20 protein-coding genes are annotated in these 26,528 nt (G+C 43.6%); all 20 read right to left on the reverse strand.

Features of this window, described 5'->3' with window-relative positions; genetic code table 11:
* Positions 1-41 precede the first annotated feature (41 nt).
* The gene (locus AACQ38_RS02925; RefSeq protein WP_165577367.1) at positions 42-572 is read right to left on the reverse strand and encodes a DUF5625 family protein; all 531 of its coding nucleotides are present in this window, start codon (positions 570-572) and stop codon (positions 42-44) included.
* 58 nt (positions 573-630) lie between these two features.
* Entirely contained in the window at positions 631-1,149 is a 519-nt protein-coding gene (locus AACQ38_RS02930; protein WP_165577368.1) for a DUF5625 family protein, read from the reverse strand.
* A gap of 48 nt (positions 1,150-1,197) precedes the next feature.
* Positions 1,198-1,728 carry a DUF5625 family protein gene (locus AACQ38_RS02935; protein WP_165577369.1) on the reverse strand — a complete coding sequence of 177 codons (531 nt, stop codon included), beginning with the start codon at positions 1,726-1,728 and terminating at the stop codon, positions 1,198-1,200.
* 48 nt (positions 1,729-1,776) lie between these two features.
* Positions 1,777-2,298 carry a DUF5625 family protein gene (locus AACQ38_RS02940; RefSeq protein ID WP_165577370.1) on the reverse strand — a complete coding sequence of 174 codons (522 nt, stop codon included), beginning with the start codon at positions 2,296-2,298 and terminating at the stop codon, positions 1,777-1,779.
* Positions 2,299-2,407: 109 nt separating this feature from the next.
* On the reverse strand, positions 2,408-3,823 hold the full coding sequence (locus AACQ38_RS02945) for an HlyD family type I secretion periplasmic adaptor subunit (RefSeq protein ID WP_165577371.1): 1,416 nt from the start codon (positions 3,821-3,823) through the stop codon (positions 2,408-2,410).
* A gap of 141 nt (positions 3,824-3,964) precedes the next feature.
* Positions 3,965-6,100, reverse strand: coding sequence for a type I secretion system permease/ATPase (locus tag AACQ38_RS02950; protein WP_165577411.1), 2,136 nt, complete (start codon positions 6,098-6,100; stop codon positions 3,965-3,967).
* A gap of 740 nt (positions 6,101-6,840) precedes the next feature.
* Positions 6,841-8,694, reverse strand: a complete 1,854-nt coding sequence (gene recD / locus AACQ38_RS02955; RefSeq protein ID WP_165577372.1) for an exodeoxyribonuclease V subunit alpha — start codon at positions 8,692-8,694, stop codon at positions 6,841-6,843.
* A complete protein-coding gene (gene recB, locus AACQ38_RS02960) occupies positions 8,694-12,299 on the reverse strand; it encodes an exodeoxyribonuclease V subunit beta (RefSeq protein WP_165577412.1) in 3,606 nt (1,201 codons plus the stop codon). Before recB ends, recD begins: the two co-directional genes overlap by 1 nt.
* A complete protein-coding gene (gene ptrA / locus AACQ38_RS02965) occupies positions 12,299-15,190 on the reverse strand; it encodes a pitrilysin (protein WP_165577373.1) in 2,892 nt (963 codons plus the stop codon). Before ptrA ends, recB begins: the two co-directional genes overlap by 1 nt.
* Before the next feature lie 15 nt (positions 15,191-15,205).
* Entirely contained in the window at positions 15,206-18,595 is a 3,390-nt protein-coding gene (gene recC, locus AACQ38_RS02970; RefSeq protein WP_165577374.1) for an exodeoxyribonuclease V subunit gamma, read from the reverse strand.
* On the reverse strand, positions 18,588-18,959 hold the full coding sequence (locus AACQ38_RS02975; protein ID WP_165577375.1) for a prepilin-type N-terminal cleavage/methylation domain-containing protein: 372 nt from the start codon (positions 18,957-18,959) through the stop codon (positions 18,588-18,590). The genes recC and AACQ38_RS02975 overlap by 8 nt, the downstream gene beginning before the upstream one ends.
* A complete protein-coding gene (locus AACQ38_RS02980; protein WP_109791321.1) occupies positions 18,956-19,441 on the reverse strand; it encodes a YgdB family protein in 486 nt (161 codons plus the stop codon). Before AACQ38_RS02980 ends, AACQ38_RS02975 begins: the two co-directional genes overlap by 4 nt.
* A 5-nt stretch (positions 19,442-19,446) precedes the next feature.
* Positions 19,447-20,034: a prepilin peptidase-dependent protein gene (locus AACQ38_RS02985; RefSeq protein WP_011145003.1), complete on the reverse strand. Its 588-nt coding sequence runs from the start codon at positions 20,032-20,034 to the stop codon at positions 19,447-19,449.
* Positions 20,035-20,201: 167 nt separating this feature from the next.
* Complete coding sequence (locus tag AACQ38_RS02990) at positions 20,202-20,717, reverse strand: prepilin peptidase-dependent protein (protein WP_165577376.1); 516 nt, start codon at positions 20,715-20,717, stop codon at positions 20,202-20,204.
* Positions 20,718-21,208: 491 nt separating this feature from the next.
* The gene (locus tag AACQ38_RS02995) at positions 21,209-21,541 is read right to left on the reverse strand and encodes a type II toxin-antitoxin system RelE/ParE family toxin (RefSeq protein ID WP_011145001.1); all 333 of its coding nucleotides are present in this window, start codon (positions 21,539-21,541) and stop codon (positions 21,209-21,211) included.
* The gene (locus tag AACQ38_RS03000; protein WP_011145000.1) at positions 21,538-21,804 is read right to left on the reverse strand and encodes a hypothetical protein; all 267 of its coding nucleotides are present in this window, start codon (positions 21,802-21,804) and stop codon (positions 21,538-21,540) included. Before AACQ38_RS03000 ends, AACQ38_RS02995 begins: the two co-directional genes overlap by 4 nt.
* A gap of 127 nt (positions 21,805-21,931) precedes the next feature.
* Positions 21,932-22,726 carry a thymidylate synthase gene (gene thyA, locus AACQ38_RS03005; RefSeq protein ID WP_165577377.1) on the reverse strand — a complete coding sequence of 265 codons (795 nt, stop codon included), beginning with the start codon at positions 22,724-22,726 and terminating at the stop codon, positions 21,932-21,934.
* Positions 22,723-23,598 (reverse strand): prolipoprotein diacylglyceryl transferase, encoded by an 876-nt coding sequence (gene lgt / locus AACQ38_RS03010; protein ID WP_011144998.1) that lies wholly within the window; start codon positions 23,596-23,598, stop codon positions 22,723-22,725. Before lgt ends, thyA begins: the two co-directional genes overlap by 4 nt.
* A 75-nt stretch (positions 23,599-23,673) precedes the next feature.
* Entirely contained in the window at positions 23,674-25,920 is a 2,247-nt protein-coding gene (ptsP, locus tag AACQ38_RS03015; protein ID WP_011144997.1) for a phosphoenolpyruvate--protein phosphotransferase, read from the reverse strand.
* A gap of 9 nt (positions 25,921-25,929) precedes the next feature.
* On the reverse strand, positions 25,930-26,460 hold the full coding sequence (rppH, locus tag AACQ38_RS03020) for an RNA pyrophosphohydrolase (protein ID WP_109791314.1): 531 nt from the start codon (positions 26,458-26,460) through the stop codon (positions 25,930-25,932).
* Between the last annotated feature and the right edge of the window lie 68 nt (positions 26,461-26,528).

The following is a 26,528-nucleotide window of genomic DNA, read 5'->3' on the forward strand; positions in this document are numbered from 1 at the left end:
TTATATTTCCTCTATTTATATTGATATCATTTAAAATCTTCTTAGATCTTCGGATTAAAATATGAGAGTTCTACAAAACTCTCAATGCCATTAAAAGCAGGCACATCTTCCAGGGTAGTAATTACCGCAGAGTAACGTCCGGGGAGCAATTCAAGTGTTTTAATATCGCGCACAGTCGTATTTATTAATCTCTTTTCGTAATAGAAGGCTTGCCACCCATCGAGCCTTACCGCATTTACCTTCTTGTCAAAAAAAACCTTTCCGTCTTTAACCAGACGAAGAGAAACGGGAATAGCAATCCCATCCTTATCAACACTCCCAAATATCTTAGATCGCCTGTCTATTTCATTATAATCACCCCCAGTAGCAAACAGCAGAGCAAATTGATAATTTCCAGCCTTGCGCTTGCTGAGTTCAAAATTAATCTCGACCGATTGTCCCGAATGCGACACATCAATCGGCTTGCGTATAGCATCAATGTAATTAGAGCATGCTACTAACCAGATACAACTCATAAAAATAATAATATTTCGCCAATTTTTAAACCTTTCATATATACGTAACAATTTCATTTCTTCACTCCAAATTTTTATATTTCCTTTGTTTATACTGATACCATTTTAAATCTTCTTAAATTTTCGGATTAAAATAGGTGAGCTCTACAAAACTCTCAATGCCATTAAAAGCGGGAACATCCTCCAAGGTGGTAATGACAGCAGAATAACGCCCAGGGGGTAACGAAAGTGTTTTAATTTCTCGCACAGCCGTAGTTATCCTTCTCCCTTCGTAATCAAAGCTAAGTCCCCAGCTACGTCCCCCTGCGTTTATTTTCTCGTCAAGAAAAACCTCGCCGTTTCTAACCAAATGAAGCGAAACGGGGGTTATCACTCCGTCCTTATCAATATAACCGAATAATTCAAGCCGCCTTTTCATTTCATCATCATCCCCTTTATCAAACAGCAGAGCAAACTGATAATCTCCAACCTTGCTGATTTCAAAATCAATTTTTACTGATTGACCAGACTTCGATACGTCAATCGGTTTGTATATATCAATGGGCTTAGAGCAGGCCATTAATAATGTACAGCTCATAAAAATAATCATATTTCGCCAGTTTTTGAATCTTTCATGAACCTGTAAAACTTTCATCACGTCACTCCAAATTTTTATATCTTCTTTGTTTATACTGATATCATTTCAAATCTTCGGATTAAAATATATGAGCTGTACAAAACTCTGAATGCCATTAAAGACTGGGACATTCTCCAGAATAGTAATGACTGCAGAGTAGCGTCCGGAGGGTAACGAAAGTGTTTTAATTTCTCGCACCGCCGTATTTATCCTTCTTTTTTCGTAATCAAAGGTACGTCCCCAGCCATATCCCCCAGCATTTATTTTCTCATCAAAAAAAACCTTACCATCTTTAACGATATGGAGTGAAACAGGAGTTATTACCCCGTCCTTATAAATATCCCCGAACAACTCAAGCCGCCTTTTCATTTCCTCATAGTCATCCCCTTTATCAAACAACAGGGCAAACTGATAATCCCCAGCCTTTCGCTTACTGAGTTCAAAATTAATCTCGACGGATTGCCCCGAATGCGACACATCAATCGGCTTATATATAGTATCAATGTGCTTAGAGCAGGCCATTAATAAGGTGCAGCTCATAAAAATAATAATGTTTCGCCAGTTTTTGAATCTTTCGTGTACCTGTAATATTTTCATCACGTCACTCCAAATTTTGATATTTCCTTTGTTTATACTGATACCATTTTAAATCTTCGGATCGTAATAGGTGAACTCGACAAAACTCTCAATTCCATTAAAAGCAGGCACATCTTCCAGGGTAGTAATTACCGCAGAGTAACGTCCGGGAGGTAATGAAAATGTTTTAATTTCTCGCACAGTCGTATTTACCCTTCTCTCTTCGTAATCAAAGGTACGCCCCCAACCACTTCCCACAGCGTTTATTTTCTCGTCAAAAAAAACCTTACCGTCTTTAATCACACGAAGTGAAACGGGGATGGCAACTCCGTCCTTATCAATACTCCCGAACAACTTATCCCGCCTTTCCATTTCATAAAAACCATCCCCATTAGCAAACAACAGGGCAAACTGATAATTTCCTTTCTTGCTGATTTCAAAATCAATTTTGACTGATTGACCAGACTTCGATACGTCAATCGGTTTATATATATCAATGTACTTAGAGCATGCCATTAATAAGGTGCAACTCATGAAAACAATCATATTTCGCCAGTTTTTGAACCTTTCATGTATACGTAATTCTTTCATTTCATCACTCCAAATAAAGCAAGGCGGCGAAAAACATTAACGGTCATTTATCTCAACCCCGGAAAACGGTGAGTATGGCGAGCCGAGTTCACAGAGCTGCCCTCACAACCTACCGTTCTCTCAGACTTTCATCTATATGCTGCTGCAATGGGCTCAAGAAATAATCGATCACGCGACGCTGATCAGTTTTTATTTCTGCCGTGATCGACATGCCCGGAGACAGTGCGACTCGCTGACCATTGACCATCACATGATCAGACTTCAAGCGAATGCGGCTGCTATAGATGAGCCCATGCTTTTCGTCCTCGATAGCGTCGTTCGATACGTTGAGCACTTCGCCGTCAACGGTGCCGTACTTGGTAAAAGTAAAAGTTTCCACCTTAACAGTGACCGGTTGACCAACATGGACAAAACCCACATCCTTGTTTTCCAGCCTGGCCTCCACTTCTACCGATTGGTCTGCGGGGACGATGACCATCAGCGGCTGAGCCGGTGTCACCACGCCACCAACGGTATGGATAGCGAGTTGTTGAACTGTGCCGGCCACCGGAGCTTTGAGGCTGGTCAAGGTTTCCTGATAGCGGGCCTTCGCCAGCTCCTGAACCAGGGTCGCTGCTTTTTTGTTGGCTTCCTGTTGCAGGTCGAGCATGGCGCGGCGATTTTGCGCAACAACAGTCTCACGCCGACGTCGCGCCTCGTCCTGAGCGGCGGTGTACTGCAAGACACTGGCCTGTTGTACGCTTAACTGACGTTGCAGATCCAATCGCGTCTGCTCTTTTTCCAGATATTCATGCCGCGACACATACTGTTTCTTCAATAACCGTTGGTAATCCTCGGCCAATCGTGTCGCAATCGGCAGCGTTTTTCGCAGACTAGCCACCTGGGCCTGGGCAGACTGGATTTCGGCGCTGCGTTGGAGGATTTCTGCATCCACCAACTCCAGGTTGCTGCGGTATTCCTGATATTGTCCTTGAAGCCAGCGTTGGGCACTGAGTACCTGCTCAGGGTTGGCGTTGTCAATCGTTCCTACCAGCGACGCCGGCGACTTTTGTTGATTGATCGCGTCGAGCATGGCGGCACTCCGCGCACTGTCGATACGAGCAGCCAGCAGCTCGCTCTGGATCCGGCTGACATCGGCGCTCGCCGCCGTCGGGTCGAGCTCAACCAACAACTCGCCAACTTTCACCGACTGGCCGTCATTGACGTGGATCGCTCTGACCACCGCCGTTTCACTGGATTGAATCAACTTGGTCTTGCCATTGGGAACGACCTTTCCCGGGGCGATAGCCACGACCTCGATTTTGCCGATGTAGGCCCAGAGCAACGCCAATACAGCAAAACCCAGAATGGTCCAGGTGAAAATTCTCGGTGCTGGGTGAACCGGTGTTTCCTGCAACTCTAAAGCCGTCGGTAAAAACTGTAATTCATGAGCCAGTCGCGGCGACACGTCCATGTTTTTACGTTGGTGCCAAGACTCACGCCACGCGTGACGATAACGCTGCAATAAGGAAAGGGTAGCGCTCATTTGAAATTATTTTCCTTGAATCGGAGTATGTTTATCTTGGTCACATCTGCCTCTGATGGTGTTATTAACCATTGATTATGTTATTAACCATTGATTGCGTGATTAGCCGTTTTGATCGTACTTTCCAGAAATGGAAGCCTGTCATCCCTGCTGCATTCGATGCAGTCGTGAATAGTGGCCGTCCTGACGTGCCAGTAACTCGGCGTGGGCGCCCTGTTCAACGATCTGCCCGCGATCCATTACAAGGATACGATGCGCGTCGCGTACAGCGGACAACCGATGAGCGATAATGATGACCGTGCGCCCCTTGCAAATGCTTTGCATGTTCTGCTGAACCACCCGCTCAGACTCGTAGTCCAGCGCACTGGTCGCTTCGTCGAAAATCAAAATGCGAGGATTGCCGATCAAGGCGCGGGCAATGGCTACCCGTTGCCGTTGACCGCCTGAAAGTGACGCGCCGTGTTCTCCCACAATGGTGTCGTAACCTTCGGGCAGTTCAAGGATGAATTCATGAGCTCCAGCCATGCGGGCGGCGTGCATGACCACTTCGAGCGGCGCACCCGGATCGCTCAAGGCAATGTTTTCGCGAATGCTGCGGTTGAATAGCATATTGTCCTGCAACACCACGCCGATCTGCCGGCGCAGCGAGGACACATCAGCCAATGCCAAGTCCATGCCATCGACCATGACCCGTCCGCGCTCCGGAACATAGAGCCGCTGCAACAAGCGGGTCAGAGTGCTTTTGCCGGAACCAGAGCGGCCCACCACACCAATGATTTCTCCCGCGCCAATGACCAGATTGACGCCGCGCAGCACCTCAGAACCATCAGCCCGATAACGAAAATGCACCTGCTCGAACTCTACCTGCCCCTTGAGCGGCGGTACTGTGCTACGTGTAGCCTGAGACAATTCCGTACGGGAATTGAGGATATCTCCCAGGCGCTGCACTGAGACTCCGGTCTGCTGGAAGCTGGTCCACAGTTGCGCCAAACGCATGATAGGGCCGCTGACACGGCCGGCCAGCATATTGAATGCGATCAGTTCCCCCACCGATAGCTGCCCCTCTATCACGAGGCGGGCACCTAGCCAGAGTGTGGCAACCGTCACTAACTTGCCGATAAGCGAAACACTTTCATTGGCGATAGTGGATAAGGTCTGTGTTTTGAAACCGGCGGCAACATAAGCCGCCAGTTGGTTGTCCCACTTGCGGATGGCCTGCGGTTCAACCGCCATTGACTTTAGGGTATCAATGCCATTGACCGTTTCGACAAGGAATGCCTGATTCTCAGCGTTGCGGGTGAAACTATCCTGTAATCGCTTACGCAAGAGAGGTGTAACCAACCCCGAGACGAGTGCATAAAGCGGCAATGATAACACCACAATGAGAGTCAGCCAGCCGCTGTAATAAAACATCACAAGGATGAACACCAGAGAAAAAAGCACGTCGAGCATCAGGGTAATGGCGTTGCCGGTAAGGAAGCTGCGGATATTTTCCAGTTCACGTACACGAGCCACAGAATCACCGACTCTCCGGGCCTGGAAGTAAGCCAGCGGCAGATTAATCAAGTGCCGAAACAGATTCGATCCCAACTGCACATCAATACGGCTGGTCGTGTGGGCAAACACGTAGCTACGCAGACCGCTCAGGGCCGACTCGAACAGCATGATGCCCAGCAATCCTGCCGCGACCACATCCAGTGTGGTTAGGCCGTGGTGCACCAGTACTTTGTCCATGACCACCTGAAAGAACAACGGAGTCACCAGGGCAAACAACTGCAAGGCAAAAGACCCCAGCAAAACTTCACCCAACAACTTGCGGTATTTGACGATAGCCGGGATAAACCAAGTGAAGTCAAAACGAGAAGTCTCTCCGGGCAGACCGTTACTGGAACGCACAAGCACCAATTGCCCTGTCCAACGCTGCTCAAGCTGCTCGAAGCTGATAACTTCGGGGCGCGCCGAACGTGGATCCTGAATCAGAGCCTGTTCTTTATCCAGTTTAGCCAAAATAAAAAATTGCCCATCTCGGTCAATGGCAATGGCGGGCAAGGGAGTATGTTCAAGTCTGGCCAGTGTTGTGTGCACAGCCCTGGCTTTCAGCCCTGAATGACGAGCAGCCAGCAGCAGCTCTTTCAGGGTAAAACCTTGGCTGGCAGTGGAAAATTCGTGTGAAAGTTGTTCAGTCGATATAGCGATGTTGTGAAACCTGGCCAACATTGCCAGGCAAATCAGGCCGGTGTCCAGCCCCGGGGAAGAGTGGGGTGACTCAGTACTCATTTCATTATCTTGCATCAGACAACTTAATCCTTAAATCAAAAATCTGGATATTCATCTCACCCCTAGCAAGCTATCCAGACATATCCGCAATCCGTTTAGTAAACAAATCACAATTCATATAATTAGGCGTTTATATCATCAAATAATAATAAATTTCATTTAATATATTCACAAACTGTGACATTAACCACACAATAATATTAAAATTTATTAAATTTATAATTTTATTGTTTACATTGATAACAAAACATAAACATCAGCAATTTGATTCAGTCATTGCAACTATTTTTGAATCTTTTGAATCGGTGAAATTAAGATATCGATCAGTATATAGCCATCACGATGAAACTACTCGGTATTGCTGACTGAACGATTACGACTCACAATCAATCAACATGAAGGACTAAGAAAAGATATTTCAGTTAGAAATTAACCAAAATTTGGCATATAGGTAGGTTTAAGATACATTTATCTTGCATAGGTCAATGTAATCTCTAGTTCACTGCACGAGAATTTTTCAATCACCCAATCGAGAACTTTTTACAAAACTGAAAAGGGATATTTACCGAAGTCAGCACGGCAAATCAGAAATCTCATTAAAGGGATTAATGATCTGATTGTCGGGCTTAAAAGCCCATCCAACAACCGAACAAATAACGATCAAAAAAATGTCAGAGAAGATATGGCAACATCATTAATATATAAATTTTTTTGCACAAGTTAGTCTATCAGAATAAGCGCTAATCCACCTGTAAGCTAAGCCGCTCTGCTAACCCGCTTCGCCTTTGAGTTGGCGTCTGGATTGCCTGACGCAATACCGCTTCATGTACATAAAGAGTCAGTTTTTCTCTGGCACGGGTTATCGCTGTATAAACCAGTTCACGGCTGACAACCGGCACAAATTGCGTTGGCAATACCAAAGCGGTATGTTCAAATTCTGAGCCCTGCGATTTATGTACGGTCATCACATACGCAGTTTCATGTTGTGGTAAACGACTTGGCTGGATTCCCTTAATCTGCCCGTCAGGCAGTTGAAAATAAGCACGCAGTTCATGATTTTCGTCTCTGAGCATAATACCAATATCACCATTAAATAGGCCCAATGTGCTGTCGTTACGCGATATCATGATGGGCCGCCCTGCATAACCACGGCTGAAAGTCCCGACTGGACGACGAATAAGCCCCTGACGATGTAATAGCTGTTCTATACTCTCATTAAGCCCACTGACACCAAACGGCCCTTCTCTAAGTGCACACAACAAACGATAGCGGTTAAATTCATCTAAAATCTCTTTGACTGGTGCCTGTTTTGCCACCAGATGCAAGTAAAGGTAATAACCCGATACCGTTTCTGCCAACAACCGCTGATAATCTTCATCGTCAGACAATGGGTAAAAACAGATATCCTTCAACGGTTGCTGCAAAATAGCGAGAGCTTGTCGACTCTTTCCCTGATTAACGGCCGTCGCCAATTGACCAATCCCCGAATCCACATTAAAACGATAACTTTTACGTAAAAGACACAAACGATCACGAACCTCTGGGATATTTTGCTGATCACCCGCAACTAACCGGCATCCCGTCAATCTGCTTAGCTGTTGCGCCCTCGTTACGCTATATCCGAGTTCGGCAAAACGGCAAATATCACCCAACACCGCGCCTGCTTCCACTGATGCCAATTGATCTCGGTCACCAAGCAGAACAATTTTCGCTTTCGGTGGCAATGCATCAATCAACCTAGCCATCATGGGTAAATCCACCATTGAAGCTTCATCCACCACCAGCACATCCAGGTTCAGTGGATTATCTCGATCATAGCGCAAGCGCTGGCTATCAGGCTGCGCTCCTAGCAAGCGATGAATCGTCTGCGCCTGATCCGGCATACATGCAAATTGTTCCTCCGTCAGAGGCAATTTTCTGACCGCACTATTAAGAGATTCGGTCAATCTGGCGGCCGCCTTTCCGGTCGGAGCCGCCAGTTGGATAACCCGCTTTTTATCAGGTTCAAGTTTAATTAAGGTAGCCAACAGCTTAGCAACAGTGGTAGTTTTCCCGGTTCCTGGTCCGCCAGAGATAACCGAAATTCTGCTAGTCACCGCGACAGCCGCAGCTATTTTTTGCCAGTCCACAATTTCCTCAGATAGCATGAATAATTCATCTAAAACAACTCTCAGTTGCTGTTCCTGAATATTATCAATTGGTTGATTGCCAGAAAAAAAAGCCGCCACCTGACATTCACTTTGCCACATTCTCTGCAAATAAAGCCGATCATGGGAAAGCACAACAGGCGTGGGTTGAAATCCATCACTAACCGCAGCACAATTTTCCAGTGCTATCCGCAAACTCTGCTCATCAGGTTTTCCCGCAACCTGCCATAACTGTTCGGCAAATTCACGATGTCGCCCATCAAAAAAATATTCAGGCGTTATCCGATTAACCGGCAGGCAAACATGGCCGGTACCGGTTTCAGCGCTTAACAGCGCCATCACCAACAACAAAACAGGATCTTTATCCTCAATCAATACATGAGCAAACTGTAAGTCCAATGAACGCAAAAGCCTGAGGTTTACTGCTTGTTGTAATAACGAAATCATCAATTTTTCTCTTTCTCAAGCTGTTCACTACCACTGAAAAGCAGATCCAAAGCATCAACAAATTCAGCCGATGGCCGACAATTGAAAATACCATTCCCCGGCTGTTGTTTATCTATTCCCCTCAGAAACAGATAAATCACGCCGCCGAAATGTTGTTGGTAATCATAATTAGCCAGCCTGTGACGCAAGTAACGATGCAATGCCAGTGTATAAAGTTGATATTGCAGATCATAACGATGCTCAATCATGGCTATTTCCATTGCCTGGCGAGTATAAAACTGACTCTCCTCTCCCAACCAGTTTGATTTGTAATCCAGCAGGTAGAATTTACCTTGCCAACAGAAGACCAAATCAATAAACCCTTTCAACACTCCTTTCACCTGCTGAAATTCCAGTTGGGGGCAGCGAGCAGAAATTGGATCATAACGACGTATCAGTGTATCCAACGTCTGAGATCGCAAAAGTTGTTCAACCGGCAGATAAAATTGCATTTCATCCTGTTGATGATGTAGCGGAATTTTTGCCAATTGCACTCCTTCATCATTCAATGGAATAGTAAAAATATCGACCATCCATTGCTGTAATGTCCCACTCCAGCGTTCATCAAATCCGGCTGATTGCAGTTGTTCTGCCAACCATTTCTCATCAGGTAATTGGCTGAAACTAAGTTCTTCCAAAATAGCGTGTAAAAAAGTCCCCGCGGAAGCTCCCCGTGGGAATGTATGTGGTGTCATTTCAGGTTGTTCTACTAACTGTCTTTCACCACTAGCATCAACATCAAGTTTTGGCGCAATAGACTGAACAATCACGTCAATAGATTCTTCTCCAGCAAAATAAGCGGAAGCATTACCACGATGAACTACAGAGTTTCGTAAACCAGAATAACTGGTAATACGCCAATCATCCTGAACTCTACGTTTAAATTGCCTGGCCGACAGGACTAAATCATTTTTACTTTGCGATTGCCAAGGGTGATCATCAGTCTCATTAATTGATGATATAACAATGCCATCTCCGCTTAATTCTTTAAGCGATGTTGCCAGAAAATCAGCATCCCCTTTCACCCCCTTTTGCAACAGGTAGCCCAGAGCACATTGATGCAGATCAGTATCCCCGGCCTTTTTCTTATTGCCTTTTATCAGCGGAGCCACGCCGACACTGCAATGGTAAACAGAACGCGTCAATGCGACATAGAGTAAACGCAAATCCTCTGCCAATCGCTCTTGTTCCGCCAGCTCAATCGTCTCGTCGTCAGGAAAGATATCGAGGCAAGCATTAAAGCTTGTACGATCATGATATATCGCCCGCTTCTGCTCCCTGAAATTACAGATAAATGGCAACCATACCAGCGGATATTCCAGCCCCTTAGATTTATGGATAGTACAAATTTGTACCAAATGACGATCGCTTTCCAGCCGTATCTGCTGATTTTCAGATTGTGGATCAGGATGAGAGATTTGCTGAGCCAACCAGCGAGTGACCGCATGTTCACTGTCAAGTTGTAAAGATATCTCCTGCAACAACTCACCAATATGCATCACATCTGTCAAGCGCCGTTCACCGTCATAACTGGCAAGCAAATTCTCAGCAATATGATGGTTGGCGATTACCGCTCGTAGCATAGGTAACACGCCACGGCGTTGCCACAGACGAAAGTAGCCATCAAACTCATCAACTAACTGGTCCCACGTCTTCTCATCATGATTTAGTTTGTCTATCTGTCGAGCGGTCAAACCAAACAAACCACTGGCAAGCGCACTTCTCAACACCCGCTCTTTCTCTGGTGATAACACCGCTTGCAGCAACCAGAGAATATCCTTGGCTTCTACGGTATCAAATACACTTTCTCGGTTAGAAAGAAATACGGAAGGGATAGATAACAGATTAAGTGCATTACGGATCAGTGTCGCTTCCTTTCTACTACGCACCAAAACCGTAATATCAGCCGCCGTCACAGGCCGAGAACCTTCACTTTTATGTAACAAAGCCCGCCCTTCACTACCTGCCTGCAACCAATCACGAATTTGCGCAGAACAGAGCCGTGACATCGTTTGCTCATAATCTCCGATAGAAACACCTTCTCCTGGTTGTAACCAGAAATTCAGTGCGGCCTGTTCTTCACCGTCATAGCTAAAAGAGAGTTCTCGGTTTTTCTCTGCCGCAGAAACTTCAATAAAAGGAATCTGCTCAAACAAAAATGGATTTTCTGAACGCATAAACAGTTTGTTTACTGCCTGTACCATCGAGTAGGCAGAGCGCCAGTTTGTTTCCAGAGTATAGTGAGCACTTACCTGAGAGCGGGCACGAATATAAGTGAAAATATCTGCGCCGCGAAATGCATAAATAGCTTGTTTGGGATCACCAATAAATAGCAATCCATTTTCAGGCTGAGTGCCATAAATGGTATGAAAAATTCGGTATTGCTGTGGGTCGGTATCCTGAAATTCGTCGATCAACGCAACCGGATAGCGTCGGCGGATTGTCTCAGCAAGCAAATCACTGCCGGGACCTTTCAGAGCATCATCAAGACGGGTTAGTAAATCATCAAACCCCATTTGACCACGTGTTAATTTTTCCTGACGGATTGATTGGCGAACCTCAATAATAGCTCTGGAGATAATCAAATCACGTAAAGTAAGTGGTTTCTGATATAAATCATCTATCACAACAAAAAGTGAATGTTCAGGTACCTCACCTTTTTTTGTCTTTTCTGCCAATACTGACTGCCGGAATTTCTCCAGCGCTTTTGGCAACTGATAATCCTCTGTAGGCGTCTGAGCCCAATCCATGACACTATTCAGCCAATTTGGTAAGTGCTTACTACTGTAACTTCTTTTATCGACACCAGAACCCGCAATTAAATCGTGCAACTCTCCCGCAGCTTCATTCCATTGGTATTTAACATCGTTGATCAACTGGGTAATTTTTTCATGACGACTTAACAGCGTTTCATCGCTGGCTGGTGCATCAACCATATATGGCATATCCCCTTGTAAATAAGGGTATAATTCAGCCAACAGGGCTTCCGGCCCACTCCACTCCTCGCTGATCACCTGCGCCATTGATAACGGCAATGGATAACAGTGTCGCCGCCAGAAATCGGCACACCCTTGCCGTTCTAACGGATGTTGATCCTGAATTAATGTCTGTTCAAACAAAATCCCAGATTCAAAGGCATTATGTGCCAACATTCTCTGACAAAAACCATGAATGGTATAAATCGCCGCTTCATCCATTTGCCGCTCTGCGGCGAGTAACCAAATAGCCGCCTGCCCTTTATCCGGGATTTCATTCAATAGCTGTTGATAGGCAGGTTCTGTCTCTTCTATTGCATTTCGAATACAGGCAAGGCGAAGTTTATGAATATTTTCACGGATACGACCACGTAACTCATTTGTTGCTGCCTCAGTAAAAGTCACCACCAGAATTTCTTCCACGCTTAAAGGCCGTGAAAAAGCGGCATCTTTCCCCAGTCCAAGTAGAAGACGCAGATATAAAATGCCAATGGTGTAGGTTTTACCCGTCCCGGCCGATGCTTCGATCAGCCGCTGACCAGTCAGCGGCAGAGTTAATACATTAAGCCTGTGGACAGATATCTCTGTGATCACTGAGCTCTTACCTCAACAGGTAACCGTTTCTGAAATTCAGTCACATTTTGATAGGTTTTCCAACCTTTCAATTTCGCATATCCATCCAAGTTTCCTGATTTACCAATCACTTGTGAAATGAATGACAACCCTATATGTTTGATTACCGCATTCCGATAGAAACTAATCAATTGTTGCTGTGTAGTTTTCTTTAGGATCTCAAGCATTTTATCTCTACTGTCAAAACTAAAGTTATTACGACTGAAATCACCGGAGAAACGGGCAACTTCGGCATAGAAAGTTTGTGGCGGTTGCTGCTTTTCATTAATCAGCGCACTCTTGTACTGCTCAAAATCAGCTTGAGGCATGGCTTTCAATTTATTACCCACGTTCTGATAGAAATCTTGATAACGCTGATTCAAATATTTTGGTTGCTTGCTATTACTTTGCAGTAGGAAACCCAACCCCCACTGTTCCCCCACACTGATATTGAAAGCAAACACTGCATACCCCAGTTGCTCTACTGTTCTTAACTGCTCATAGAACCACGGCTGGAGCATGTTGCTCAACAAACTGGAATAAACATAACCTTCTATACGGTTATAACCCGTCGGAATATAAACCTCTGCTAAAGCACCATCTGTGCTGCTGCCAACACGCTGGAAATTAACCGGGTAATTTTTATCAATCACCACCTTATCCCCACTCCACCAATCATTTCCTTGATTTGCCAGTTGGTTATGGGCAGATTCAGCAATCACTTTGCTCTGCTGTTCGGTCAAATTCCCAATGATCATCATTTGCAAAGCAGCATTTTTTATCATCTCATGACGATACGTAACAATATCCTGAACCGTGATAGTCTCCAGCGCTTCCAGACGGGTGGATTGTTCAGTGTAAGGCACCACAGAAAGGCGCTTCAACGGCTGCATAGCCATGTCATAAGCTTTAGCGTTATTAGAAACCGCTATCTGCTCACGATACCAAGACTTAGCCTGTGCCAATTGCTCCTCAGTTGGTGTGAATGCCATGTAATTACTGATTAAAGAGGTTAAAAGCGCTGGCAGACTCTGAGTGTAACCACTTACTCCTAATTGCAGCCCCTGAGATGAGCCCGTAGAAATATTCATTCCTGCAACAGAAGCCTGATAACTAAGCTGGTCAAGGGAAAGCCCTGCCAAATAATCAAGCAAAGAGGAAGTGACCTGCTCACGAGCGCTATTCAAACCTTCTGCGTTGCGCAAATCAAGCGTAATGCTGGCTTTAGGTTCATCAGCAAAATATTGGCTCGGCATATAAAGCAAGCGGACATTCTGCTGTTCAACGATCATTTCTGGATGTTTTTTACTCTTATCTGCTTTTATCAGCTTCAAATCGTCAGGAATATAAGGATTTAGTGCAGGCAGAGAAAAGCTCATCTGCTCCTCTAATTGCTGCCATTTAACTCGTTGCTGCAATGTAATTCGATCAACCTGATAAGGTGCCTGAACAAAATAAGCCTGTTTATTGTGTGGCTCTTTTGGACTGATATACCAGATTCTTGCATTTTCAGGTGTTAACTCAGCAAGCCGATTGGCGATTGCTTTCGGGTCATAGTTATCAGCTAAATAACCGGCATTCAGTACATTGGAAACAGGAACTCGCAACATAGCATCCGATAACCATTCGATATAATGCATATCACGAACAACGGAACCATATCGGAAAGATAGGTTCAAAACCTTCGCGATTTCATCAAAATAACTTTTCTGAATGCCTTTTTGTTTCAATAAATTAATATAAGCAAAAATAGCCGCAACAATCTGATCCCGTTGTGCAAGCCCTTTATCTGTCAACGTCACATAAATAAAAAAGATACCTTTGTTGCGATCAACCATAGGCTCCGCACCGGCACTGATACTTTCTGCTAGTCCTTGAGTTTGTAGCCAATCTGATAATGTATTCAGGCTACGATTGCCTATTATATAACCGAGATATTCATCGGTTTTACTGCGGAAATCAGCACTGTTATTGTCAATACTGAATTCCAATTGCAATGCCTTTTGCGGTTGGGCAGGAACATAATGGATGATAATCCCTTTCTCTTTTTCCGTTACTGCTGGCACAGTAATCACCGGCACACTCGCTTTTCTATCCGGTATCCGACCAAAAGTATCAACGGCAATTTGAGTCAGTTTATCGATAGGCTGATTACCGTAAATGACACCTTTCATCAGGTTGGCTGAATAATAGCGTTGATAAAAATCCACCAGTTCTGTCTGTAATTTACTCCCCGGTTTATCTTTTAATGTTTCTAGATTACCACCAGAAAAACGAGCATTGGGATGCTTAGGATTCAAGGTTTCTGCCCGTATTTGAGCAACCCGCATCCCATCACGCGAACGCGCCATTGTCAGCTCTGCATTAACCGCATTTCGCTCCCGATCTGCATTCACTGGATTAAGTAACGGCTCAGCCAGTGCATCAGCCAGACGATCTGTGGCTTGAGCTAACGCTTCATTTTCTACTTCAAGGTAGAAAGCTGTGCGGTAAGAAGCGGTGCTGGCATTATAGCTACCACCATGTTTTTGCAAAAATTCAGATAAATCACCTGACTGTGGGTAACGTTCAGATCCCATCAGAACCATATGTTCCAGATAATGTGCAAGCCCGAGCTGGCTGTCAGGGTTTTCCATACTACCAACCGGAATTGCTACCGCTGCCAGAGATTTGGTTGCCTTCTCATCAGATACCAGCAAGACCGTCATATTGTTCGCCAGTTTGATTCCCTGATACTGACGATGATCACTCTCGCTTTTATAAATTGTCTCTTGCAGTAGTTGTGATGATTGTGGTGTTTGCGCATAACTCGTCGTTCCCCAAAAAAGCAGGAACATCACAGTAATCATGCGAACAAAATGTTTATGCATTATCTGATATTCTCTCTATGTATTCTGATATCGCGCTATCGGTAACAAATAACTGAGCGCTTCCTGTTTAAATTTTGCCAAAAATGATTTATCCACTTGCCTGAAAGCTCGTTGGATATAAGGATCATCCCCTTCGCCTCTGCGTCCCTGATCGCCAAGCCATGCTTTCAATAACTGACTTTCAGCCTTTGATTGAATTTCATCACTATCATCAATCTCACCAGTCTCTTTATTCATACATGCTGAAAGCCACGCCCAACCACTTTTACAAAACAGCGGTAAAGGTGCTGATATTCCTCGCTGATAGCCTTCAATCAATTGATTCAGATAATCTTTAGCGTACTCTGAAGGTACAGGAGCGAAACGCCATTCGTTGCCATCACGCCCATAGCTGCGACTTTCACCCTCACCACCTGTCAGACAATAAGCCAGATGCTCAATCCACAATTGCATGCCATCATTGGCTGTCAAACTGGCAGGCCGCCAACGTAGCAAGCCATCCGGTTGCACCTTATTAATACGCCCTGTCAGAATCACCGGGCCTAAATTATGATGTAAATCGACAGATAAAGTTTCCATTTGTTGTTCACGAATTTTATCCGCCAAAGGCTGCATCTCTTTTTGCTGTCTTAACCAATAAACCTCACCAAAAGCACCAAAAGGTAATCCTCCAGCAGCACGCAGCCGATTGAAAAGTGGTTCAGGCGATTGCTGTTCAATTAGTGCACTTAACAATAGCTGATTAAACTGATAACGTTGAAGATTATCTAAAACGAAAGGTTCTTCCTCCGGTAATTCCGTTTCTTCAATAACGAAATTTACTTTCAAGCAACGTTGGAAAAAAAACCGAACGGGATGGCGGTAAAAACTGCTCAAATTATCAAGTGTAATTTCTTGAATTTGCGCCATTTCAATAGATTGGCAAAATTCAGCGTATGCTGCACCTTGTTCAGTTGCCGCCGGTAACCACTCCCCGGCATAGCTTTGCTGATAACTGCCCGGTATAAAATTTTCCGGTGCAAATGGAACGCGGGCATGAAGATACAACAGATGTTTTCTAACATGGGTAGCACTTTCATCAACATTCAGTTTTTCATTTCCCGGTAAACAAAAACTTTGGCAAACATAATCCAGTAATTCATTCACCAGCACGGAAGGATTACATTCCGTATCATCACGAATAGACTTACCAATATAGCTGATATAAAGAAACCGTTCGGCAGATATCAAAGCTTCAAGGAATAGATAACGGTCATCATCCCGTCGTTTTCTGTCTCCCCTCTGACCTTTTTCCGCCATCAGATCAAATCCAAGCGGTGGAATTGAACGGGGGTAAATACCATCATTCATTCCCAATAAACAGACGACCTTAAAGGGAATAGAACGCATCGGCATTAGAGTGCAAAAATTGACAGATCCGGCGAGAAAACGCTGACTGATTTTTTCATTATCAAACTGAAGTGCCAATTCATCTCGCAATAAAACCAATGGCACACTTTCCTGATAACGGGCATTCAAGCCATTGACTATGACTTTCTGCCATTGCTGTTCTATCATTGCTAGTACTAATTCAGTCTCATTATCTGAGACAAAAAATGTTTCCAGCAACTGCTGGCAGACAGGTAACCAACCCGTTAATGCCCGGCTCTCAGCAAGAATTTTGCGCCAATAGCTTAATTGCATTAAAAATTCAGCCAATTGGCCGGCAAGCTCCGCAGCTAAACCACTGGATTCATCATAAGGCAATACCTCTTTCCAAGGGCCCGATCGGCTATCCATTGCATAACCCAATAACATTCGGGTCAGTCCAAAACGCCAGGTATGCTGACCTGTCACCGGTAAAGATAGCTCTTCGACATTATCGTCATCCAGCCCCCAACGAACACCTGATTCTTCAACCCAACGTCTTAACAAACGCAAACCATCTTCATGTATGTCAAATTTATTCGCCAGCGCGGGTACTTCCAACAATGCTAAAACCTGCTCTGTTGTAAAACGGCTTTGAGGTAAATCAAGCAGTGTAATAAATGCCTGTAAAATCGAATGTGCCTGACGAGCTTTACGATCAGAAATAGCAAATGGAATATAGCGTTCAACAGAGACATTACCAAATACTGCCTGAACATAGGGGGTATAACTGTCAATATCCGCGACCATCACAATAATATCCCTTGGCGTCAGCGATGGATTATCTTCCAATAATCTCAATAGCTGATCCTGTAAAACTTCCACTTCACGTTGAGGGCTATGGCAAACATGGAAAGATAAAGAACGATCCAACGGATCAAGTACTCTTTTTTTCAAACTGTTTTCAAATGTTTCTTTTGTTGAACCAATTTGGGCATGATCTTCCAGATAGAGAATATCCCTTTGCAATTGATGTAATAGATTATCCTGTTCTAATTCAACAAAAGCGTGAATATCCGAACTCTGCTCAAGCTGCGACAATAAATAGAGATTATCACGGCCCAACCGTCCCCACGATGCCAACAAGGGATTACTGACATCTTGTTCACCGTCACCGTTAAACAATGATTGAGCATTATCAGGATCTTTAAAATATTCCAGCTCCTGTTCGCTCTTATAATGACGTGGTTTACGGCTACTCAGTTTTGCCAAAAAAGCATAATTCTGAATATCTCCCCAATAATATTTACATGGATTGGTAAACATCAGGTGAATATCAATGTGCCGTGCCAATGCCTGTAAAGCTTGTAAATAGACCGGTGGTAAGGCAGAAATGCCACAGATAAATACCCGTTTCGGTAAACAAGCTGAAAAATCAGTACTATTTTGCTGTTCAGTATTATTTTCCAGTATCGAAATAAAACGCTGATACAAATTAGCACGATGCCATTGAGGTTGTTGTAACTGGTGAGTATATTTCGTCAGTTCCAGCCATAATCTTTTCTGCCACAACTGATTATCACTCAAGCCATCAATAAGCTGACCTTGCTGCCAACTTTCCAACCATTGCGGGCGATAAACGAGATATTGGTCAAACAGATCAGCAACTCGTCCAGCTAATTGATGAATCTTCCGTTTATCAAAATCTTGATCAAGGTAGTGCCTGAGTGCAACAAACTCTGCTTCAGGCAACAATTGAGGCAATAACGCCATCAATTTCCATGTCATAGCATCTTTACTAAAAGCACTTTCTTTAGGAATATCAGGCAATACTTTGGTAAACATATCCCAAATAAACGTAGCGGGAAGCGGAAATGAAATATTAGCTGATATGCCTATTCTTTCGGCCAGTTGGATTTGCAGCCACTGTGACATACCTGGGCTTTGTACCAAAATGACTTCTTGCGCAAATGGATCAGTCAGTGGGTTATCCCCGATCAATATTGCCATCAGTTCCTTAAGAAGATCTAATTGATTAGAATGATAAACCTTAAACATCAGAACTCCCATTTGAACAAATCAATCGGCTTGCTTTACTTTGCTGATTATAAGGCGTTGTCACTATAACTGTAAGCTGATAGCAGCTAGACAACGGATAGGCCGTCTGAAATTCAGCATGCCATCCCGGTGGCAATGTTATTTTTGGTAAAGCATTTTGACCTGCAATTAATTCATATTGTTCCAGATATCCATAAGATAATTTATCTGCCTTTGATTGCTGCCAATGTTGCTGAAACCCAAATAATAACGCCTGATGATAACGCATTAATCCCAATAAAGAGACCGAAAAAACCATAACAGCAATCATTACTTCGGGCAAACTCATGCCTGCTTGATGCTCATAAAAAAGCTCTGACTTCATGAACAAAATCCCACATCTACCTCAGGACAAAAATCCAGCCAACCACTCTCTACCGGAATAAGAGAATCATCTCCACCAAATGAGTGTAATTTCATCCATTGATATAATCCAACAGATTGCCCGGGTGCCACATCAGCCATACCTTTTAGTAGAAAAAAATGACTCGATTGCCTTTTTAAACAACTGGTCAAATGAAATTCTTGTTGTTGCTGGCAATACCACTCTTCTGTTTTATTACTATCTTCTATTTGACTACTATGAAGTGGCCATGACTGAGCGATTCCCCATGCCAATGAAGATTCTGCTTGCTGAAAAGCTTTTAGATATCTGCGTTCATCGACCATCATGATTAAAGCGTTATCCAGATGATGATGCAAAGCCTTTAACATCATCAGGCTAACGGTCAATAATATCAGCACTGAAATGAGCAATACATTACCTTGCTGATATTGAAAACAGACATGTGGAGAATGCTCAGCCACGGTACTTATCCCCTGATATTGCGCAAACGTATTACTGACTGATATTGGTAGTTTATCGATGGATGTTTAAACCAATGTGCAATAAGTACCAATTTGATAAAAACTAAGCCATCTTTTGCCGGTAATTTTTCAGCTTTAAAGGAATCTACCACTATCTCATTTGGATCAAACAGCCTTTCCCAGCCATTTTCCTGACAGTTACCCGCCCCCCTTTTCCACTCTACTGACTTATTGCTAAGACGATAGCCAAAGAATTCCGATTCACTGTGTTCTGGCGGCTCCCATTGGTTATTTATATTAAGATCGTATGCAATAATCAGACATGAATCCTCACTCTCATCACTTTTATTATCGATGAATATTGGCTTTCCATCACAATAATGCTGACAATATCCAGCACGGCGAATATCCTTTTCTATAATATGTAACGTTTGTTTAACAAAATAGCCTAACCGATATCTCTGATATAACTCCATTATTTGTTTAGTTAAAATAGGGTAACTTTTAGCAATCGCCAGTAAGATAATACTACCAATAGCCATTGCTACAATAACCTCTAATAATGTCATTCCAGATTGGTTTTTATGTTTCATTATTCCAATTAAAGTATCTCTTATTTATACCCGTCATCTTTCAAGTTGCCTCTTTGTTGGCTGCACTCACTCACCCCGGTCACATCGTTATCTATGCTCCCGGGGATTCGCTCCCTTGCCGTCGCGATCCATCTTGAAATCCATAGGGTATAGTGGGAAAAATTTAACTAATCACAAGCTGGAATTTGATTAAACTTATTATTACTACATGATCTTATCCTACCTCGTGAAGAAAAAATAATGGATATTTCACCTGCGGAATTCGCCAAAGTAAAACTCGCAGGTATCATGGTGTTTCTTATTCCATGAAACTCTATCTGATCCTTGGTTGCTGAACTGATAATAACATCCTGATAGGGTGAGTTTATTCCCTCAACATTTTCTAAATTACAATTAGCTAATACCGAATTAGAGAACGCTATGCACCAATCCTTGCCAGTTTTCAACCACAATATCACCCTTTTGTTCAAATAATTTGCCAAAGATTGTTGCCTAGATATAAATGTCAATATCTTCTGTGCTGATTCCTGTAACCTGACTCTTTCCTGGTGATAGCCCCATTCCTGTACGCCCCATAAGGAAAATATTGACACCAAAACAATAACGACCATTAATTCCAATAAAGAAAAACCTGATTGATTATCAATATTATAATGGCCGATTATATTCATATTATTTACCATTGATAATTCCTTATTTCCTTTCGTAAAACATTTTATTCATTTTAAACACAAAATAAATACACAATTAAATTTTATGCGAGAGTGCATCAATAAAAAAATAATAGTTTATCATTGTTACATTTAAATTGCGTAGAGCTTCGCAAAAATCAACGAGAATAGTTATTTTTGTTTCTTATTATTTTCATACATTGTAAGATTATATGGCTATGAGGAAGAATCTTCATGAACATAATAAAGAAAATATTGAGTGCTTGACATGAGGATGTTATTACTATTAATTTATTCTATAAAGATAAATAATATCAGACCAGAAAATAATTAATTGAGAATATTTTATTAAGTATAGCGTTCAATGTTTTAAATATATACCCAATGGATTTCAAGATGCATCGCGACGGCAAGGGAGCGAATCCCCGGGAGCATAGCGAACTATGTAACCGGGGTGAGCGAGTGCAGCCAACAAAGAGGCAACTTGAAAGATAACGGGTATATCAGTGTATGATCAGTAGTTGGTACAAGAGGGCAATTAAATCTTGGTTTGTGCTTGCGTATGCCAATATTTGAATTTCATCCCCAACTACATCATAAATAACACGAAATTGCCGATCTTTGGAAAGCCATTGGTGAAATTGCATTCCTTTATCCAGCAACATTGAACAATAGCCGTATGCTAACGGGTTCTCCCCTATCCGTTCCGATGATTCAATTAATAAATCATCCACCAAATTCTGAGCTGCTTCCAACCCTATAGTATTAGCCTTGTAGTCTTCAATAATAGAAAGTGTCTGGTAGGCTGTTTCGGTAATTTGAACTTTATATATCACACCCGACGTTCCTTGCGCCTACGAAGTGCTTCTTCAAGTGTCATTTTTCTACCTTCTATAGTATCTTTCTTAGACAACATCGCGATTTTAAGCAATGCTATCGCCTGTCGTTCTACGCCTCTTTCGGCCAACTCTCTCTCACGTTCTGCCATTGGTTGAATAAACAATTCAGATATCCCGTTTTTGGTAATAAACACACCACCCTCGAAATGCTTTGGATTACTAAGCAGATCCCTAGCTTTTTTTTGGGAAATAGTATTCATGGTCTTTTTCCTCTTAATTTCTACGTATCTGTATATTATATCATCAAAATGAAAAGAGGAACAATTTATTATAAATTGTTCCTCCAGATTGTCGACGAACATAGAAGCACTATTTTAACCGCAACCGCTAAATAGCAACCGGGGCCTTTATTCCTGGATGTGGGTCATAATCAACTATTTCAAAGTCATCAAATTTATAATCAAAAAGTGATGCCGGTTTACGCTTTATCACCAGTTTTGGTAGTGAACGCGGTTCACGGCTGAGTTGTAATTTTGTCTGCTCCATATGGTTGCTATAAAGGTGCGTATCACCACCGGTCCAGACAAAATCGCCTACTTCCAAATCACACTGTTGCGCCATCATATGAACTAGCAATGCATAGCTGGCAATATTGAACGGTAAGCCAAGGAATACGTCACAGGAGCGCTGGTAAAGCTGACAGGAAAGTTTGCCATCCGCAACATAAAACTGGAAGAAAGCGTGGCATGGCGCTAATGCCATCTTATCCAATTCACCAACGTTCCAAGCCGAAACAATAATTCTACGTGAATCTGGATCGCTTTTAAGCTGTTCCAGTACAGTTTTCAATTGGTCAATCTGGCGGCCATCTGCGGTACTCCATGCGCGCCATTGCTTACCATATACCGGCCCTAAATCACCGTTTTCATCCGCCCATTCATCCCAAATAGTCACCCCATTTTCATGCAGATATTTAATATTGGTATCACCATTCAAGAACCAGAGAAGTTCATGAATAATTGAGCGGATATGGCAACGTTTAGTTGTGACCAGTGGAAAACCATCCTGTAAATTGAAACGCATCTGATGCCCGAAAATCGAGAGTGTCCCCGTCCCGGTGCGGTCTGCTTTCGGAGTGCCCTCTGCAAGCACTCTTGTCATTAAGTCCAGATACTGTTTCATTTTACCTCTTGTACCTTATTACCTTGGTGTTTATATGCCCATATCATCATTAATATTCCCGCCAGGATCATTGGTATAGAAAGAATTTGCCCCATACTGATCCCGTCGAATAAGCCCAGTTGTGCATCTGGTTGGCGGAAGAACTCGACTATCACTCGGAAAATACCGTAGCCAATTAAGAATAAACCGGAAACACTGCCCATTGGGCGAGGTTTACGGATATATAAATTCAAAATAATGAACAGAACGATCCCTTCCAACGCCATTTCATAAAGCTGTGAAGGGTGACGTGGCAGAACACCATATTGCTCAAGTACTGATAACAGTGAGGGATCGGTTGCAGCCAATGCAATATCTTCACCACGGGAGCTTGGGAATAACATCGCCCACGGCGTATCCAATGTGACACGTCCCCACAACTCGCCGTTAATAAAATTACCGATTCTCCCCATGCCTAAACCAAAAGGGACTAACGGGGCAATGAAGTCAGCAACTTGTAAGAAATGGCGTTTCGTTCTGCGGCCAAACCACCACATTGCGCAGATAACCCCCACTAAACCACCGTGGAAAGACATCCCACCATCCCAAACTTTAAACAAATAAAGGGGGTTGTCGAGAAAGGCAGGGAAATTATAAAACAGGACGTAGCCCAGACGGCCACCAACAAATACGCCAGCAAAACCTGCATAAAGCAAGTTCTCTACTTCGTTTTTTGTCCAACCACTATTGGGTTTCGCTGCCCTGCGTGTCGCTAGCCACATGGCGAATACAAACCCAACCAAGTACATGAAACCATACCAATGGAGGGCTATTGGACCTATTGAAAAAATGACCGGGTCAATATTAGGAAATGCCAGGTAGCTGTTACTCATCTTTCCCCACTTAATATTTAGCGTTAATGCCCTAAGGCAAGTGATTGAGAATCATAGCACAGGCCGTTAAACGGATTAAATGCCACCTCTGACCAAACCGCCCACCCCATGCTGCTCCATAAATGTTGCTGACAGCTCCTTCACTCTTAGGCTGGTTTCAGCTTGTAGGATTTCGGCCATTAATTTTTCAACCTGAGCCAACTCCAGATGACGTAATAAATATTTAATTCTTGGCACACTACAACCACTCATACTCAAACTGCGATAGCCAAGACCAATCAATAACAGCGCTCCCATAGGGAAACTTGCCATTTCACCACAAATGCTGATCGTAAGACCTGCCCGCTGGCTATTTTCAAATACTAGTTTTAATGCCCGAATCACCGCCGGATGTAGGCAATCATAAAGAGAAGCGACGTGAGTGTTATTCCGATCCACTGCCAATAGATATTGTGTTAGGTCATTGGTGCCAATAGACACAAAATCGACTCTGTTTTTGAGTTGTGGCAACAGAAAAATCATCGAAGGAACTTCAATCATGACACCGAGCTGAGGCATAGATATTTGGCGCGCCAGCATTTGCTCAACTTCCTCTTTCGCTCTGTCTACCAATCGCTTAGCTTCATCAATTTCTTCTACACTCGTCACCATTGGCAGCAGGATTTTCAGGTTACCCATATCAGCGTTAGCTCTGAGCATTGCCCGCAGTTGGATAAGAAAAATTTCCGGTTGATCCAGCGTCACTCGTATACCACGCCATCCCAAACAAGGGTTCTCTTCGCTGATCGGCATATAAGGCAGTTGTTTATCCGCACCAATATCAAGTGTACGCAGTACCACCGGTTTATCGGGAAATAATTGTAACATCTCCTGATAACGCGCTTTTTGTTCATCTTCTGATGGGAAACCACAGTGCAGCATAAAGGGTATTTCGGTGCGATAGAGTCCAACACCATCAATACTATTACTGATCTGCAACTCATATTTCAGGCTCAAACCCGCATTAAGCTGAACCAAAATGCGCTCGCCACTTTTTAACCGTGCTTCCTGCTCCACATCTCCCTCAGCCAATCTGCTAAGTGCCTTTTCTTCTTCGATAATCTGTTTATATTCCTGCGAAATCAGTGGCTCAGGTTCAATGAAGACTTCCCCACGGAAACCATCAAGAATTAGCATACGATTGTTCAGGAGTTCCGGCTGGATATCCGCCCCCATAATGGCCGGAATACCCATTGCTCGAACCAATATGGCAGAGTGTGAATGAGTTGCGCCATCACGAACAATAACCCCTGCTAATCTTTCCTGCGGCATTTCTGCCAATAGGTTAGCACTCAGTTCATCTGCAACCAGAATGAACCATTCAGGCCATTGATGACTGGCAGTAAGTGAATCATCCAGATGAAATAATAATCGCTGTCCAAGTGCCCGTAAATCTGATGCTCTTTCCCGCATATAAGCATCCTGCAAGCTGGAAAATTGTTCTGCGTATTTCTCAATAACTTGTTTAACGGCCCATTGCGCAACAGAGCCCTGTTCAACACAGGAGAACAGATCTTGTTTCAACTGGGGATCATTCAAAAGGTAGGAATAAAGATCAAAAATCGCGGCGCTCTCTTTTTGAGAACCCACGGTAAAACGTTTACTGAGCCGACGACATTCTGCTATTGCATCTTCCAGTGCCTGAATTAAACGAGAACGTTCTGCTGCATGATCAAGAGTTGAGGCTTCAAAAATTTGGTCAAGTGAGGGTTGGGAGCAATCTTGCCATCCCTGAGCCATCACGATGCCATTGGAAATTGCCAAGGCTTTAATTCTGGTCTGCCGATATCGACCAAACAAGCCTTTAGTCTGAGCTTGAGCAAGGATCACCGCGAGTTGTGTCGCAAGCGTCACCATAAAGGACTCTTCGGTTTCATTAAACAAGCGTTGTTCCTGCTGCTGAACGACCAAAACACCTTGCAATTGACGGCGGTAAACCACGGGAACGCCCAAAAAAGCGCGAAAGCTATCCTCTTTAACTTGAGGCAAGTATTTGAAACTTGGATGGCTGCGGACATCCGCCAGATTAATCAGTTCAGACAATTGACCAACTTGCCCGACAACGCCCTCACCAAAAGCCAAACTGATAGCCCTTCCTCGGGGTTTCCTCAACCCTCTAGTTGCCATCAGGTAATAACACCGCCGTTGATGATCAGCAAGATAGATAGAACAGACATCCGTGTTCATTGCCAGACAAGTCTCGTTCACCAATAGCTCAAGCGCTTCGGCCAGATTGGTTGCCATAGCAACTTTTTCAACAATTTCCCGTAAACGCATGAGCATGGAACTCACCTAACTTCTTTTACGACGGTAAGAATACGAAGAACGTGGCAGAGATACGCTTTCCTGCATTGGCATTACAACCGAAGCAAACTCTTTCATCACGCGCCGATAAACATCACGCTTAAAAGAGACTACCTGCCGAACAGGATACCAATAGCTGACCCAACGCCAACCATCGAACTCTGGGGTATTACTGTGTTGCACATTAATATCTTCTTCATTACAGAGCAGTTGTAATAAAAACCATCGCTGCTTTTGACCAATACAGACAGGTCGTGTATCCCAACGCACCAAACGCTTGGGTAATTTGTAACGTAACCAATTACGAGTAGAGGCCAGAACGCGTACATCTTTCCGACCTAACCCCACTTCTTCATACAGTTCCCGGTACATAGCCTGTTCTGGTGATTCCCCCGGATTAATTCCCCCTTGAGGAAATTGCCAGGAATGCTGCCCATAACGCCGGGCCCACAAAACCTGGCCTTGCCGATTACAAATTACAATTCCTACATTCGGGCGGTAGCCATCATCATCGATCACCAGACTACCTCGATAAACTAAATTTGAAAGATGACTAATTGTTTCACACTACCCTCAAGTGGTAAACC

This window comes from Photorhabdus sp. RW14-46 (genome assembly GCF_963887965.1).
GTDB lineage: Bacteria > Pseudomonadota > Gammaproteobacteria > Enterobacterales > Enterobacteriaceae > Photorhabdus > Photorhabdus laumondii.